The organism is Haloferax sp. Atlit-4N, assembly GCF_003383025.1.
Taxonomy (GTDB): domain Archaea; phylum Halobacteriota; class Halobacteria; order Halobacteriales; family Haloferacaceae; genus Haloferax; species Haloferax gibbonsii.
On sequence record NZ_PSYY01000004.1, the window covers coordinates 42,688 to 57,177 of the forward strand.

The following is a 14,490-nucleotide window of genomic DNA, read 5'->3' on the forward strand; positions in this document are numbered from 1 at the left end:
ACCCGCGCTACGGGGACGCGGGGTAAATAGCCTCGCCGGCGGACCGCCGGGCGAGCCGAGCGAGTCGGCCGCGGTCCCGGCTCATGCGAGCAGCGCCCCGAACACCGACTGTTGCGCCCGGCGGAGCCGTTCGAGGAACGCCGACTTGCTGATTCCGAGTTCGTCCGCCACGTCCCGAGCCGTGATACTCCGGGGGAGGTCGAAGTACCCCATCTCGACGGCCGCCCGGAGGGCGGCTTCCTGCGCGGGCGTGAGGTCCCACGCCCGACCGATGGGCGATTCCTCGTCCGCCCGGAGGGGGTAGACGCGCTGGAGTTGGATACCGACGGTGCCGCCGGCCGTCTCCATCACGCCGCGGAGCACGTCGTAGCCGACGACCGCCCCGCGCATCGTCGCGCCGCCGTCGTCGTACCGCATCGACTCGACGAGGAAGCCGGCGTCGACGAGCTCGTGAACGACGCAGGGGTGTTTCGAGAGACAGCGGAAGGTGTACGTGTCGTCGCCGCGGGTGACGTGGAGGTAGCGGATGGCGTCGTCGGCGTCGAGGGCCTCGGGGAGTCGGTCGTCCGCGGGGGCCGAAAAGTGAAGCAGGACGTTGCCGTCGGCGCGGAGTTGCGGCGCGTTCGCGTCGACCGCGACTGGAACCGCGTCGGTCGCCCGCGCCAGGGGGCAGTCGTCGCCGTCGATTCGGAACTCGGCCACCAGGCACTCCGCTATCATCGGCGTGTGCATACGCGGCACGGATATAAAAAGGCAGGCCATGGACGGGTCAATTCGTAAGTAGTTATAGATGATAGTTCCTGATAGACCAATGGACCTCGAAACCGTCAAAGAACGAGCGGGCCCGCGGCAGTTCGCTCCGAAAGACGACATGCCCGAGGAGTACCGCAAGGCCGCGACGCGGATGATTCAGTTCCACGCGAACAGCGAGGTGATGGGCGGCTACCTCGAAAAGCCGTTCATCCGGCAAGCGCCGAGCATCGACCGAAAGCTGGCGTTCTCGGCGAAGGTACAGGACGAAATCGGCCACGCGCAACTGCTCTACCGCGCGGCCGAGTCCCTCGGCGTCAAGACGCGCGACGAGATGCTGGACGAACTCGCCCGCGGCGACGGCAAGTTCCTCAACTGCTTCCACTACCCGATGGAGTCGTGGCACGAGGTGCCGATGATAGCCTTCTTCGTCGACGGTGCGGCCATGCACCGGCAGGCGACGCTCAAGAACACGTCGTGGACGCCGTACGCCCACGCGATGGACAAAGTGTGCTTCGAGGAGGGCTTCCACGTCAAACACGGCGAGTCCATGCTCTCCGAGTTGATGAACGGGTCGAAGGCGACCCAAGAGAAGACGCAGGCCGCCTTCGAGACGTGGTGGCCGCGAATCATCCAGTTCTTCGGCCCGACCAACGACAAGTCCGTCCACAACGACTTCGCCCAGGAGGTCGGCCTGAAGACGAAGTCCAACGACGAACTGCGCGACACCTTCCTCGACACGTACGTCCCGAAGGCCGAGAAGTACGGCCTCGTCGTCCCCGAGTACCCGCGCATCGAGTACGACGAGGAACTCGACACCTACCACGTCAACGAGGACGACCTGAACTGGGACGAGTTCTGGACCATCGCCAAGAACGCCTCCGAGGGGAGCCACGAGCAGATCAACTCCCGGGCACAGGCACAGGAGGCGGTCGAGTGGGTGCGCGAATCGATGCACGGCTGGGAGGGCGCGTCGGGGGCCGGAACCCCGCAGGCGGCGGACTGAGAACCATGATTTGGGAAGTGTTCAGACAGGACAAACCGGGAGCGTACCACAAACACTGCGGCAACGTCCACGCGCCGGACCGCGAGCTGGCGCTCCAGTTCGCGGCCGTCCAGCACGGCCGGCGGATGAAGACCCACAGCCTGTGGGTCGTCCCGCACGACGAAATCGGCGAAATCGACGCCGACGAGACGAGCTTCGGCGGGACGACCGACAAGACCTACCGCTGGGCCACCTCGTACACGGACATCGAACCGGCCGCGCCGGAAGTCGCCGAAAGCGAGGCCGAGCAGGCCGACGTGGAGAAATCGCTCGAGGCGGACAGCTAACCATGCCAGCGACGCTCAACCCCGAAGACCTCGACGCCGAACAGCGCGCCGCGCTCGAAGAGCTGCTGTTCCGCCTCGCGGACGACGAGTACGTCCACGGCGAGCGCCTCATCGAGTGGCAGATTTACGCGCCGACGCTGGAATCCGACCTCGCGTTGGCGAACGTCGCACAGGACGAGTTCGGCCACGCTCGGCTGTGGTACGACCTGCTCGAAGAGCTCGGTCACACCGAGGCGGAACTCATCTGGGAGCGCCCCGCCGACGAGTTCAGGCACGCCACGCTGGTCGAACTCCCGTTCGCGGAGGGCGACTGGGCCGACGTCGTCCTGCGGAGCTACCTCTACGACGCCGCCGAGCGCCTGCGCCTCGACGCGCTCGTCGACACCAGCTACGCGCCGCTCGCCGACCGCGTCGGCAAGGTGCTGAGCGAGGAGCGCTACCACCTCGAAAACGCCCAGAGCTGGCTCGACCGCCTCGCCGAGGGCGACAGCCGCGACCGGGTGCAGGACGCGCTCGACCGGCTGTTCCCCCACGCGCTCTCGCTTTTCGCCGAGCCCGAACACGAGGCGGCGATCGTCGACAACGGCTTCCGGACGATGTCTACCGCCGACCTCCGCATCGAGTGGCTGGAGACGGTCATCCCGTACCTCGAATCGCTCGGGCTCGACGTGCCCGAACCCGACGAGGTCGAGCGCCCGAGCGCCCGCGGCCGCGACGGCACCCACACCGACCACTGGGACGAACTGGCCGCGGAGTTCCGGCGGACGTACGATGAGCTCGAAGCGCCCGAGCCGGCGAGAATCGGCAGGGAGCGTGTCTGACGTGAGCGCCGACGACGCGCCCGAGGCGACCGCCTGCGGCTACACGGAGTACGCCGACGGCGAGGTCCCCGAGGGCTTCCCGAAGACGGGCGTCGGAGCCGCGGGCGTCGAAGCCGACATCTGGGACGCCCTCTACGAAATCGAGGACCCAGAGATGCCGGTGAGCATCGTCGACCTCGGTCTCATCTACGACGTTCGCGTCGTCGAGCGGGAGGGCGAAGACGGCGAGGCGAAGACGCTCGGCATCGTCGAGATGACGCTGACCTACACCGGCTGTCCGGCGCGCGACTACCTCGAAAACGACGTGCAGTGCGCGATTCTGTCGGCCGGCGTCGACGAGGCGTCCGTGCGACTCCGGTTCACGCCGGAGTGGACCGTCGACATGGTGACCGAGGCGGGCCGCGAGGCCCTCCGCGAGTTCGGACTGGGGGTGTGAGCGATGCGCCGCTTCGACCCCAGCACCGAGACGACGGGCGAAACGTCGGGCGCGGAGTGCCCGTACTGCGACGGCACGAACACCGTCCGCGAGCATCCGAAGGGGCCGGGACTGTGCCGGTCGATGCACTTCTGTAACGACTGTCAAGAGCCGTTCCAGCGGTTCGAATAGCATCGGCGGAGAGACTGGAGAAGAGCGGTTTTTCTGGAACGACCTCCGCGGAGAGCCGAGGCGGTCGGTCCGGGGACGACGGGTCGCGGTCCGGAGCGTTCAGTGGGAAGTGGGTCGAGGGCCGAGGCGTTCAGTGGGAAGTGAGTTGAGGGCCGAAGCGTTCAGTGGGAAGTGAGTTGAGGGCCGAAGCGTCCAGCGGATTACGGGCCGAATTGGCGGCCGAGTCAGCCGATGTTGAGGTTCACGTTCTTCGCCTGCGTGAACTCGCGGACGGCCTCCGCGCCCTGCTCGCGGCCGTGGCCGCTCTGTTTCGTGCCGCCGAAGGGCGTCTGCGGGAACGTCACCGGGTACTCGTTGACGCTGACCATTCCGTAGTCGAGCGCGTCGGCGACGCGGTGGGCGCGAGAGAGCCCCTCGGTCCAGACGCCGGCGAGAAGCCCGTACGGCGAGTCATTGGCGAGTTCGATCGCCTCCGTCCGGTCCGAGAACTCGGTGACGACGAGGACCGGGCCGAATATCTCCTCGCGGGCCACGGTCATGTCGTTCGTCACGTCGGTGAGGACCGTCGGCTCCACGAAGTAGCCGGTCTCCTTGTCCTCGGGGACGCCCCCGCCGCAGGCGATGGTCGCGCCCTCCTCGACGCCGAGGGAGATGTACTCCAACACGTCCTCGCGGTGGGACTCGCTGACGACCGGCCCCATCCGACCGTCGTCGTCGATGCCGGAACCGAGCGGGGTCGACTCGGCGCGCGCGACGATTCGCTCGACGAGGTCGTCGGCCACGTCCTCGTGGACGAGCAGGCGCGACCCGGCCCAGCACATCTGGCCGGCGTTCATGAAGATGCCGTAGTGGACGCCCTTGGCGGCGGCGTCGAGGTCGGCGTCGGGGAAGACGACGTTGGGGCCCTTCCCGCCGAGTTCGAGCGTGACGCCGGTCACGGTGGCCGCGGCGTCGGCCATGACGCCCTTACCGACTTCGGTGCTGCCGGTGAAGGTGACGTGCGCCACGTCGGGGTGCGAGGCGAGCGCCGACCCCGCCTCGGACCCGCTCCCGGGAACCACGTTCACCACGCCGTCGGGGAGGCCGGCTTCCTCGGCCGCGAGGCCGTAGTAGAGCGCCGAAAGCGGCGTCTGGCTGGAGGGCTTTACCACCGCCGTGTTGCCGCAGGCGAGCGCCGGCGCGAGGCTGCGCCCCGCGAGTTGGAAGGGGTAGTTCCACGGGACGATGTGTCCGGTGACGCCGAGCGGTTCGCGGGTCGTGTAGTTGACGCGCCCGCCGGGGACGGGGTTGTACTCGCCGGTCACCTTGTCGGTCCACCCGGCGTAGTAGCGGAAGGTGTCGACGACCATCTGGACCTCCATACCGGCCTCGAACGGCGTCTTGCCGTTATCGTGGGACTCGACGAGCGCTATCTCGTCTTTCCGCGCCTCGATGAAGTCGGCCATCGCGCGCAGTTTCTCGCCGCGCTCGGCCGCGCTCGTGGTCTCCCACTCGCCGCCGCGAGCGCCCGCCGAGTTCGCCGCCCGCACCGCGGCGTCGACGTCCGCCTCGCCCGCGCGGGCGACCTCGGCGTACGGCGCTTCGGTCGCCGGGTCGCGCGTCTCGATGGTCTCGTCCGATGCCGCGGCTACCCAGTCCCCGTCGATGTAGAGACTGGTCGGGCCACTGTATTCCATTACGAAATACCCTTTTCGCGCATAATATTAACTATTGTTGATTACTAACTGTGCGACGGGCGGGGAACTCAACCGGTCTTGTAGACTCCCCTCGCAGTCGCCACGTGATTCCCGTCCGTCGCGTACACGTCCACGTCCACGGTTCCCACGTCGCCGCCGAGTCGGACCACGTCGGCCTCGGCGCGGAGGTCACCGGTCCCCGCGTTGAGGTAGTCGATTCGCATGTCGATAGTCGGGACGGGCTGGTCGACCTCGCTGACGAGCGCCGCGCCGCCGACCGTGTCCGCGAGAGTGAACGTCACGCCGCCGTGGGCCATCACCCGGTCGGCGTTCCACGACAGTTCCTCGCGCATCTCGATGCGGCCCTCCGCGTGCCCGTCTGCGGCCTCGGTGACTTCGACGCCCAAGAGCCGCGCGAACGGCATGCTCTCGAAGAACTCTTCGATGTCCATGCCACCAGTTCGCACAGGTGCGTTAAGTTCGTTTCGTCGGTCGGCCCCGACCGAGCGACCGGCGAGACGCCGGTCGCAGTCAGTCGGCCATCGAGACGCCGAGGTACCGGTCGAGGACCTCGTCGGCGGCCGCGACCTCGTCGGCGGGGCCCTCGTGGACGACCCGGCCCTTGTCGAGGATGTAGACGTAGTCCGCGGCGTCGAGGGCGACCTGCACGTTCTGTTCGACCAGAAGGATGGTCGCGCCGTCGTCGTTCAGTTCCTCGATTTTTCGCTGGACCTGTTTGACGATAGCGGGCGCGAGCCCTTCGGTCGGTTCGTCGAGCAACAGGAGGTCCGGCGCGGAGACGAGCGCGCGGGCGATAGCGAGCATCTGCTGTTCGCCGCCCGAGAGGTTCGCCCCCCGGCTGTTCCGGTGGCGCGCGAGGTTCTCGAACTCGTCGACGACGGCGTCGACGCTCGGCTTCTCGACGTCTCGCCGACCGCCGATACGGCCGATTTCGACGTTCTCGGTGACGGTCAGGCCGGGGAAGACGCGGCGCTCCTCGGGGACGAGCGCGATGCCCTCGCGAGCGGTCTTCTCCGGCGACAGCGTCGTGATGTCCGTCCCGTCGAAGGTGATGGTCCCCGCTGACGGCGGGACGTTCCCGAGGATGCTCCGGAGCGTCGTCGTCTTGCCGACGCCGTTGCGCCCGATGAGCGTGACGACAGACCCCCGCGGCACGTCGAGGTCGATGCCCTGCAGAACGCGGGTCGACCCGTACCCCGAGACGAGTCCGCGGACGGACAAGAGCGGTTCGTCGCTCACGCCTCGACACCCCCGAAGTAGGCCTCGCGGACCTCCGGGTCCTCCGAGACGGCCTCGGGCGTCCCCTCGGCCAGCACCTCGCCGCGGTGGAGGACCGTGATGCGGTCGGACACCCGCATCACGAGGTCGATGTCGTGTTCGATGAGCAGGAGCGTCCGGTCCGACAGCACCTCGTCGATGAGGTCCATCGTGGCCCGCGTCTCCTCGGCGCTCATGCCGGCGGTCGGTTCGTCCAGAAGCACCATGTCCGGGTCGGTGGCGAGCACGATGGCGATTTCGAGCCGGCGCTTGTCGCCGTAGGCGAGCACGTCCGCGGGTTCGTCGCCGCGGCCCAGGAGGCCGGACCGGTCGAGCACGCGGTCGGTGTGCTCGTTCACGTCGTCGAAAGCGTCGCTTCGCCGAAGGTACTCTTCGACCGGCGTGAAACCGCCCTCGCGGGCCGCCTGCGCGGCGAGGCGGACGTTCTCGCGGACCGTGAGCCCCGAGAAGACGTTCGTGATTTGGAACGACCGGCCGAGGCCGCGGCGCACGCGCTCGTGCGGCGGGAGCGCGGTCACGTTCTCGCCGTTGAACGTCACGGTGCCGCGGGTCGGCCGGAGCGCGCCGGTCAGGAGGTTGAACGTCGTCGTCTTGCCGGCCCCGTTGGGGCCGATGAGACTCCGGAACTCGCCGCGTTCCACGTCGAGGGTCACGTCGTCGACGGCGACGAGCTTTCCGAACTCCTTCGTCAGGTTCTCCGTCCGCAGTATGGGGTCACTCATGGCGGTCTACCTCCGGGTCGGTGACACCGGCCTGTTCGCCGACGCGGTCGCGGAACCGGTCGCCGACGGCCGATTCGAAAAGCGGGTGGTCGGCCACCGTCCGCGGGAGCGACACGAGCCCCCGCGGCACGAAGATGACGAACAGGACGAACAGCACGCCGATGGCGAGCTGCCACTGGTCGATGTACGACGAGAGCACGTCCTCCGCGGCGACGAAGACGCCCGCGCCGAGCATCGGTCCGTAGAGCGTCCCCATGCCGCCGAGGACGGTCATCACGATGACCTCGCCCGAGTTTATCCAGTGGAGGAACGACGGCGCGACGTAGCCGTTGTTGGCGGCGAACAGTCCGCCGGCGAGCCCTGCGAGGCCGCCGGAGACGACGAAGGCGCGGCGCTTGTAGGCGGTCACGTCGTAGCCGATAAAGGAGGCGCGCTCTTCGCTCTCGCGGATGGACTGCAGCACCGAGCCGAACGGCGCGCGGATGAGGCGGCGGGCCAGCAGGTACGACCCGACCACGACGGCGAGGAGGAAGTAGTACTGGACGACGCCGCCGTCGAGGACGACCGGTCCCAGCGGGACCGCGAACTCGCCGGGGTCGATGCCGAGGCCGGCGAGGCCGTAGAACGCGTCGACGCCGAACAGGCCGTCGGAGCCGCCGGTGAAGTCGAACTTGAACACGGCGTTGTAGAACAGCTCCGCGAACCCGAGAGTTATCATGGCGAAGAACACCCCGGACACGCGTATCGAGAGGTAACCGACGCCCCACGCGATGGCCGCGCAGACGGCGACGGCGACGACGAGCGCGACGAACACCGACGGCGAGACGTGCATGAGCGTGAGGACCGAGGCGTACGCGCCGACCCCGTAAAACAGCGTGTGACCGAGCGAGACGAGACCCGCGTAGCCGAGCACGAGGTCGAGGCTGAGCGCGAACAGCGCCCAGATGAGGATGTCTTCGAGGAGCGTCACGGAGTAGGTGACGCCGGTCACCTCCGCGAGAAGCGGGACGACGAGGAGCGCGCCGACGCCGGCGTAGCCGAGTTTCGCGCGCGTCTCCGCGGACAGCACGCCGCCGCCGGAGCCGTGGAGGAGCGCGCCGTCGTGGTGGTCGCCCGCGCCGACGCTCGTGCCGAACAGCCCCGTCGGCTTGACGACGAGCACGGCGATCATGAGCAGGAAGACGATGAGTCCCTCCAGGAACGGCGCGTACGTCCGGGCGAACGTCTGGACGAGGCCGACGAACAGCCCGCCGACCACGGCCCCGCGGAACGACCCGAGGCCACCGAGAACGACGATGACGAACGCCGGGATGATGACCGAACTCCCCATCGTCGGGCTGACGTTCTGGTACGCGCCGAGGACGATGCCGGCGACGCCGGCCAGCGCCGCGCCGAATCCGAACGTCAGGGTGTAGTAGCGGTCGATGTCGATGCCGAGGGTGCGGACCATCTCGCGGTCCTCGGAGCCGGCGCGGATTATCATCCCGAAGCGGGTGCGGTTCAACAGGAGCCACGTGCCGAGCGCCAGCGCCGACCCGAAGACGATGATGCCGTAGTTGTACAGCGAGTAGTTGAACCCGAACAGCGCGACCGGCTGGTCGAGGACCGAGGGAACCGGAAACGGCTGGGCGGACTTGCCCCACACCGACGTGATGAGGTCGTTGATGATGAGGACGAGTCCGAACGTCAGGAGGATGTGGTACAGCGGGTCGCGGCCGTACAGCCGCTTGACGGTGAGCCGCTCGATTCCCATCCCGACGACGCCGACGAGGAGGGGCGCGACGACGAGCGCGACCCAGAAGCCCGCGCCGCCGAGGGGGCCGGCGATGGCGAACGCGAAGTACGCGCCGAGGGCGAACAGCTCTCCGTGGGCGAAGTTGATGACGTCCATGACGCCGAAGATGATGGAGAGCCCGGCCGCGAGCAGGACGTACACCATCCCGACGACGAGCCCATTGAGGACCTGCTCGGCGACGGCACTAGCGACCGACATGCTAGAGCGAGCAGCCGAGTTCGCCGCAGTCGGGGAGCGCGTCCGCCCCGGCTATCATCTCGCCGAGTTCGACGGTCGCGGGACCGCTCCCGCCGTCCGGCGCGACGAGTTCGCCCGGCCACACCGGGTTCATCGCCTGGTGGTCGCAGTCGCGGAACTGGTTCGGCCCGAGAATCGTGTCCATTTCGAGGCCCGGAAGCACCTCCTTGACCTCCGCGGGGTCGGTCGAGCCGGCCTCCGCGATGCCCCGCGCCGTCATCCGAATGGACATGTACGCGGCCCGCGCGAAGTTGTCCGGCAGGGAGTCGTACTCGCTTTGGTAGGCCTCGACGAACGACTGGTTGTCGCCCGTTTCGAGCGTCGGCAGGTAGCGGACCCCGCCGTAGGTTCCGTAGGCGGCCTCGCCGAGCGCGCCGCGGACGACCGAGAACGTCATCGTCGGCGACATGAGGTTCACGCTCTCTTTGAGCCCCTGGCTCGCCGCCTGCTTGACGAAGTTGATGAGGTCGCCGCCGGTCATGCCGAGAACCGCCACCTCGGCGTCGGAGTTGGCGATTTGGCTGACGTAGGAGTTGTAGTTGGTCGAGCCGAGCTGCGAGCGGCTCCGGCCGACGACTTCGATGTCGTGGCCGTCGCGCATGCGGCGCTCGACGCGCTGCATCACCGACTCGCCGTAGGCGTAGTCGGCGATGTGGAACCACACCTTGGTCCCGAGGTTCTCGGCGGTGTAGTCGGAGACGGCCTCGGCCATCTGCGCCGTGTTCGTCTCGGCGCGGAACACCCACTCGTTGCAGTTCGACCCCGTGATGGGAACCGCGGCCCCGCCGGGGTTGTAGATGAGCTCCTCTTCGGCCGCGAACTCGTTGAGCGCGAGCGCGACGCTGGACGATATCGCGCCCATGAGATACGACGCGCCGTCCTGCTCGACGACGGACTGCGCCTTCCGCCGGCCGGTCGAGGGGTCCGCCTCGGTGTCCTCGTAGACGCCCGTTATCTCCACGTCGATGTCCTCGTTCTCGTTGACGTGTCGTATCGCCAACTCGGCCCCGTTTCGCTGGCCGACCGCGAGACCGCCGTACGGGCCGGTCATCGGGCTAATCACTCCATAGGTGATGGCGTTCGACCCGCCGCCCCCACCGCCGCCGAGACAGCCGGCGACGCCCGTCAGCCCGGTCACGCCCGCCAACCCAGCCGCCTGTACGAACCGTCGCCGCGACGGACGCGGCTGTGCGCCGCTGTCCGCTGAACAATCGTCTCTCATGGTATGTATGTTCACATGTAACATGAAAAACTTCACGTTTAAATGTTTGCGTTTCGCTGGCGACAAGAACGTCGCGTTCGGCCCTGAACCGCCGATTCGGCCCCTTCAGACGAGTCGCGGGCGGACCTCGTCGCCGAGTCGGCGGACGCACTCGACCATCCGGTCGGTGCCGATTCCGGGGTGGTAGGTGCGGAAGATGAAGTGGATATCGTCGCCGAGGGCGTCGCGGTAGCGGTCGAGTTCCGCGACCACGTCGTCGGGCGTGCCGAAGACGGCCTGTGCCTTGAGTTCCGCCCGGCGCTCGTCGGACAGTTCGGGGACCTCGTCGCCGGAGAATATCTCGGCGTACCGGCGCTGGAGGTAGAGGTAACCGTCTCTCATCGCGTCCCACGCCTCGGCCTTCGAGTCGCCGACGAAACCGTGTTGGAGGACGTATATCGTGAACTCACCGTCGAGTCCTTCGGCCTCCCGGACGCTCCGGATGTCCTCGACGCGCTTGCGCAGGCCCCCGAGGGAGAGCGACGACGGCGCACACCACGCGTCCGCCGTCCGGGCCGCCCGGCGAACCGCGGGCTTGGCCGCGCCGCCGAGCATGAGGGGCACGTCGTGTGCCGGTTTGGGCGTCACGTCGACGCCGGTCGCACCCTCGTGAAACGGCGACTCGTGCGCTATCGGACCGTCCGACCACGCGTCGCGGAGGAGGGAGACCGTGTCGGCGAGGCGGTCGACGCGCTCGTCTCGCGGAACGCCGAAGGCGTCGAACTCGCGGGGGTTGGAGCCGATCGCGAGGCCGAGCGTCGTTCGGCCGCCCGAGAGGAGGTCGACCGTCGCCGCGTCCTCGGCGAGCCGAATCGGGTCGTACAGCGGCGCGAGCGCGATACACGTGCCGAGTTCGACCGACTCGGTCGCCGCCGCGAGCGCCCCGAGGGAGGGCATCGTCCCCGAGAGGTAGCCGTCCGCCATGAAGTGGTGTTCGGACACCCACGCGCTGTCGAGGCCCGCGTCGTCTATCGCGCGCCCGAGCGTCAGCATCTCGTCGTACAGGTCGGCCATCGGCCGGTCGTCGTCCGGCCGCCGCTGGCAGGTGAACAGTCCCGTCCCGAGTTTCATGACTCGGAGTTCGCACCTTAGCTATTAATAGTTAGGAACACCGAGTTCGTCGGAGATGGTTCCCGACGACTCGGTACCCCCGGATTCGACGACCGCGACCGCGACGGAGCCGGCGCCGCCGGCCGCGCGCGTCGACCACGTGGGCATCGCCGTCGAAGACGTCGAGGCCGCCGAGCCGACGCTGCTCGCGCTCGGCTGCGAGCGCGTCCACCGCGAGACGGTCGCGGACGGCTCGTTCGAGTGGGCGACCTACGTCCTCGGCGACGCCTCCAGAATCGAACTCGTCGCGCCCGTCGAAGGGGAGTCGTTTCTGACGACCTTCCTCGACGAGCACGGCCCCGGCCTCCACCACGTCACGCTGGAGGTGTCGGACGTCGACGCGATGGTCGCCGCCCTCGAAGCCGCGGGCGAGCGCGTCGTGGGGCGCGCGGTGGAAGACGGCTGGACCGAGGCGTTCGTCTCGCCGCGAAACCCGACCGGCGCGCTCTTTCAGTTGATGGAGTACCACGACGACTACGGCGAGAAGGGAGCCGACGACGCGTTGTTCGTCCGCGGCGAGCGGGTGGATTCGTGAGTCTCCTGTCGGGGAGCCGGCTTACTCCTCGGCCGACTTCGTCTTGATGAGGAACTTCATGTCGCCTTCGAGGACGACGGTACCGTCCTGCTTCGTCATCTCGATTTCGAGGACGACCAGTCCGGCGTCGTCGCGGCTCCCGAGGTCCTTTCGCTCCGAGACGACCATCGTCTGCGAGAGCGTGTCGCCGATGAACACCGGGTTCGGCAGGTCCATGTAGTTCATCCCGAGGAAGGCGATGGCGGTGCGCTCGACGATGCCCGAGCGATACACGAAGCCGGTCGACTGGACGAACGTCATCGGCCCGTGGGCGATTCGCTGGCCGAACTGGGTGTCTTCCGCGTACTCGCTGTTCGTGTGGAGTTCGGTCCAGTCGCCCGAGAGCGCGGAGTGCATCATGAAGTCCGCCTCGGTGACGGTGCGGCCGACGCTCTGGAACTCTTTGCCCTCCTCGAAGTCCTCGAAGTAGTGCGGTTCGTAGCTGTATGCCATATCTCACCGTCACCGCCATCAGATAAAGTAGTTTACATACCTATCTTTCCTGACAGTCGATGCCTACTTGGGGAGCGCAGGACGACGTGTGGTCGCATGTCGGAGCAAGACGACTACGCGGAGATACGGGAGCGCGCCTCGAACGACCCCTACTGCGGGCGCGTCGGTATCGACCTCGCCGAGGTCGGCGACGGGTACGCGGAGACGACGCTGACCGTGGCCGAAGACCACCTGAACTTCCACGGGACGCCCCACGGGGGCGCGGTGTACAGCCTCGCCGACGCGGCCTTCGCGGCCGCCTCGAACAGCCACGGCGACGCCGCGTTCGCGCTGGAGACGAACATCTCGTACCTCGCGGCCGCCGAGGTGGGCGAGACGCTCCGCGCGGTCGCCGAGGAGACGCATCTCGGGGGGCGAACCGCTGAGTACGAGGTCGTCGTCTCCGACGGGGACGGCGAGCGAATCGCGACGTTTCGAGGCCGCGTCTACAAACCCGGCGGTCGCTGACGGCGCGCGTTACTGGCCGCGGTGGTCGTAGACGCGCTGGACCTTTCCGACCTCGGTGCGCGCGATGTCGCCGTACTCGACGAGGTTCAGTTCGTCGGGCGTGAACGAGAGCACGTTCGAGAGCCGCTTTTGAATCCGACCTTCGAGGTCCGACAGCGACCCGCCGAACTCCTCGACCAGTTCGACCGTGATTTCCACCCGGTCGAGGTTCCCCTCGCGGCGGAGGTCGATGCGGTAGTGCGGCGCGATTTGGTCGAACTCGAGGACGACCGACTCGACCTCGCTCGGGTAGAAGTTCACGCCGCGGACGATTATCAGGTCGTCCGACCGGCCCGTGATGTTGTCCATGCGGACGCAGGTTCGGCCGCACTCGCAGGTGCCGTAGTCCAGCGTGGTCAGGTCGCCCGTCCGATACCGGAGGACCGGCAGCGCGTCCTTCGCGAGGGTCGTCAACACGAGTTCGCCCTCCTCGCCCTCCTCGACGGGGTCGCCGGTGTTCGGGTCGACCACCTCGGGGTAGAAGTAATCCTCCCAGACGTGGAGGCCGTCCTGCGCCTCGCACTCGACGGAGACGCCGGGGCCGACGATTTCCGAGAGGCCGTAGATGTCGATGCCGGTCACGCCGAGCCGCGCTTCGATTTCGTTCCGCATCGGCTCGGTGCAGGGCTCCGCGCCGAAGATGACCGTCCGAAGCGGCAGGTCGCGGATGTCGATTCCCATGTCGTCTGCGACCTCGGCGAGGTAGAGCGCGTACGACGGGGTGCACGCGATGACGTCGCTTCCGAGGTCGGAGAGCAGTTCCACCTGTCGCTGGGTGTTGCCGCCGCCGATGGGGATGACCGTCGCGCCGAGCTCCTCGACGCCCTGGTGGAGGCCGAGACCGCCGGTGAACAGGCCGTAGCCGTAGGCGTTCTGAACCACGTCGTCGGGACCGACGCCGGCCGCCACGAGACACCGCGCGACGGCCTTGCTCCACACGTCGAGGTCCTCGCGGGTGTAGCCGACGATTTTGGGCTTGCCGGTCGTGCCCGACGACGCGTGGACGCGAATCACGTCGTCCATGTCGACCGCGAACATCCCCGTGGGGTAGTGGTCGCGGAAGTCCTCTTTCGTCGTGAACGGCAGTTTCGACAGGTCTTCGACGCTCTCGATGTCCGCGGGCGAGAGTCCGGCCTCGTCGAACGTCTCGCGGTAGAACTCGACGTTCTCGTACGCGTTCCGAACCGTCTCCCGCAGGCGACCGTCCTGGACCTCGCGGAGTTCCTCCCGCGAGGCGGTCTCCGTGCTATCGAATACCATGTACGTTTGAAGTCGATGATAGAATATGATAAAAATGATGCGGTCGG

The 14,490-nt window shown here is 67.7% G+C and carries 17 protein-coding genes; 7 read left to right on the forward strand and 10 right to left on the reverse strand.

The genetic code is table 11. From position 1 onward, the window contains the following. Positions 1-81 precede the first annotated feature (81 nt). The gene (locus tag C5C07_RS17765) at positions 82-720 is read right to left on the reverse strand and encodes a helix-turn-helix domain-containing protein (protein WP_049905307.1); all 639 of its coding nucleotides are present in this window, start codon (positions 718-720) and stop codon (positions 82-84) included. A gap of 91 nt (positions 721-811) precedes the next feature. On the opposite strand from C5C07_RS17765, the gene paaA reads away from it, so the two are divergent. The 5 genes from paaA to paaE are packed head-to-tail and all read left to right on the forward strand — an operon-like array spanning position 812 to position 3,510. Continuing rightward, positions 812-1,756 (forward strand): 1,2-phenylacetyl-CoA epoxidase subunit PaaA, encoded by a 945-nt coding sequence (gene paaA, locus C5C07_RS17770; protein ID WP_004978329.1) that lies wholly within the window; start codon positions 812-814, stop codon positions 1,754-1,756. 5 nt (positions 1,757-1,761) lie between these two features. Continuing rightward, positions 1,762-2,082: a 1,2-phenylacetyl-CoA epoxidase subunit PaaB gene (gene paaB / locus C5C07_RS17775; protein ID WP_004040859.1), complete on the forward strand. Its 321-nt coding sequence runs from the start codon at positions 1,762-1,764 to the stop codon at positions 2,080-2,082. Positions 2,083-2,084: 2 nt separating this feature from the next. Then, complete coding sequence (gene paaC / locus C5C07_RS17780) at positions 2,085-2,903, forward strand: 1,2-phenylacetyl-CoA epoxidase subunit PaaC (RefSeq protein WP_004978327.1); 819 nt, start codon at positions 2,085-2,087, stop codon at positions 2,901-2,903. Beyond that, entirely contained in the window at positions 2,896-3,339 is a 444-nt protein-coding gene (paaD, locus tag C5C07_RS17785; RefSeq protein WP_004978324.1) for a 1,2-phenylacetyl-CoA epoxidase subunit PaaD, read from the forward strand. Before paaC ends, paaD begins: the two co-directional genes overlap by 8 nt. Positions 3,340-3,342: 3 nt before the next feature. Then, positions 3,343-3,510, forward strand: coding sequence for a 1,2-phenylacetyl-CoA epoxidase subunit PaaE (paaE, locus tag C5C07_RS21805; protein ID WP_004978321.1), 168 nt, complete (start codon positions 3,343-3,345; stop codon positions 3,508-3,510). A 224-nt stretch (positions 3,511-3,734) separates the two neighbouring features. Here the strand turns inward: paaE and C5C07_RS17790 are convergent, their stop codons facing one another. The 7 genes from C5C07_RS17790 to C5C07_RS17820 all read right to left on the reverse strand — a co-directional run bounded on the left by C5C07_RS17790 (position 3,735) and on the right by C5C07_RS17820 (position 11,571). After that, on the reverse strand, positions 3,735-5,186 hold the full coding sequence (locus C5C07_RS17790) for an aldehyde dehydrogenase (protein WP_115805733.1): 1,452 nt from the start codon (positions 5,184-5,186) through the stop codon (positions 3,735-3,737). A gap of 68 nt (positions 5,187-5,254) precedes the next feature. Continuing rightward, positions 5,255-5,638 carry a PaaI family thioesterase gene (locus C5C07_RS17795; RefSeq protein ID WP_004978316.1) on the reverse strand — a complete coding sequence of 128 codons (384 nt, stop codon included), beginning with the start codon at positions 5,636-5,638 and terminating at the stop codon, positions 5,255-5,257. A gap of 79 nt (positions 5,639-5,717) precedes the next feature. After that, complete coding sequence (locus C5C07_RS17800; protein ID WP_004978314.1) at positions 5,718-6,446, reverse strand: ABC transporter ATP-binding protein; 729 nt, start codon at positions 6,444-6,446, stop codon at positions 5,718-5,720. After that, the gene (locus C5C07_RS17805; RefSeq protein WP_004978312.1) at positions 6,443-7,207 is read right to left on the reverse strand and encodes an ABC transporter ATP-binding protein; all 765 of its coding nucleotides are present in this window, start codon (positions 7,205-7,207) and stop codon (positions 6,443-6,445) included. The genes C5C07_RS17800 and C5C07_RS17805 overlap by 4 nt, the downstream gene beginning before the upstream one ends. Then, positions 7,200-9,200: an ABC transporter permease gene (locus C5C07_RS17810; protein WP_004978310.1), complete on the reverse strand. Its 2,001-nt coding sequence runs from the start codon at positions 9,198-9,200 to the stop codon at positions 7,200-7,202. The genes C5C07_RS17805 and C5C07_RS17810 overlap by 8 nt, the downstream gene beginning before the upstream one ends. A 1-nt stretch (position 9,201) precedes the next feature. Next, complete coding sequence (locus tag C5C07_RS17815) at positions 9,202-10,386, reverse strand: ABC transporter substrate-binding protein (protein ID WP_004978309.1); 1,185 nt, start codon at positions 10,384-10,386, stop codon at positions 9,202-9,204. Positions 10,387-10,566: 180 nt separating this feature from the next. Beyond that, entirely contained in the window at positions 10,567-11,571 is a 1,005-nt protein-coding gene (locus C5C07_RS17820) for an LLM class flavin-dependent oxidoreductase (protein WP_115805734.1), read from the reverse strand. 55 nt (positions 11,572-11,626) lie between these two features. On the opposite strand from C5C07_RS17820, the gene C5C07_RS17825 reads away from it, so the two are divergent. Beyond that, positions 11,627-12,145 (forward strand): VOC family protein, encoded by a 519-nt coding sequence (locus C5C07_RS17825; protein WP_050460289.1) that lies wholly within the window; start codon positions 11,627-11,629, stop codon positions 12,143-12,145. A 21-nt stretch (positions 12,146-12,166) separates the two neighbouring features. On the opposite strand, the gene C5C07_RS17830 is transcribed toward C5C07_RS17825, so the two are convergent. Then, positions 12,167-12,637 (reverse strand): MaoC/PaaZ C-terminal domain-containing protein, encoded by a 471-nt coding sequence (locus C5C07_RS17830; protein WP_004978303.1) that lies wholly within the window; start codon positions 12,635-12,637, stop codon positions 12,167-12,169. A 96-nt stretch (positions 12,638-12,733) separates the two neighbouring features. Between C5C07_RS17830 and paaI the strand changes: the two genes are divergently transcribed. Continuing rightward, positions 12,734-13,144 carry a hydroxyphenylacetyl-CoA thioesterase PaaI gene (gene paaI / locus C5C07_RS17835; RefSeq protein ID WP_004978302.1) on the forward strand — a complete coding sequence of 137 codons (411 nt, stop codon included), beginning with the start codon at positions 12,734-12,736 and terminating at the stop codon, positions 13,142-13,144. 9 nt (positions 13,145-13,153) lie between these two features. Here paaI and paaK read toward each other — a convergent pair whose 3' ends face one another. Beyond that, on the reverse strand, positions 13,154-14,443 hold the full coding sequence (gene paaK / locus C5C07_RS17840) for a phenylacetate--CoA ligase PaaK (protein WP_004978300.1): 1,290 nt from the start codon (positions 14,441-14,443) through the stop codon (positions 13,154-13,156). Positions 14,444-14,490 lie beyond the last annotated feature (47 nt).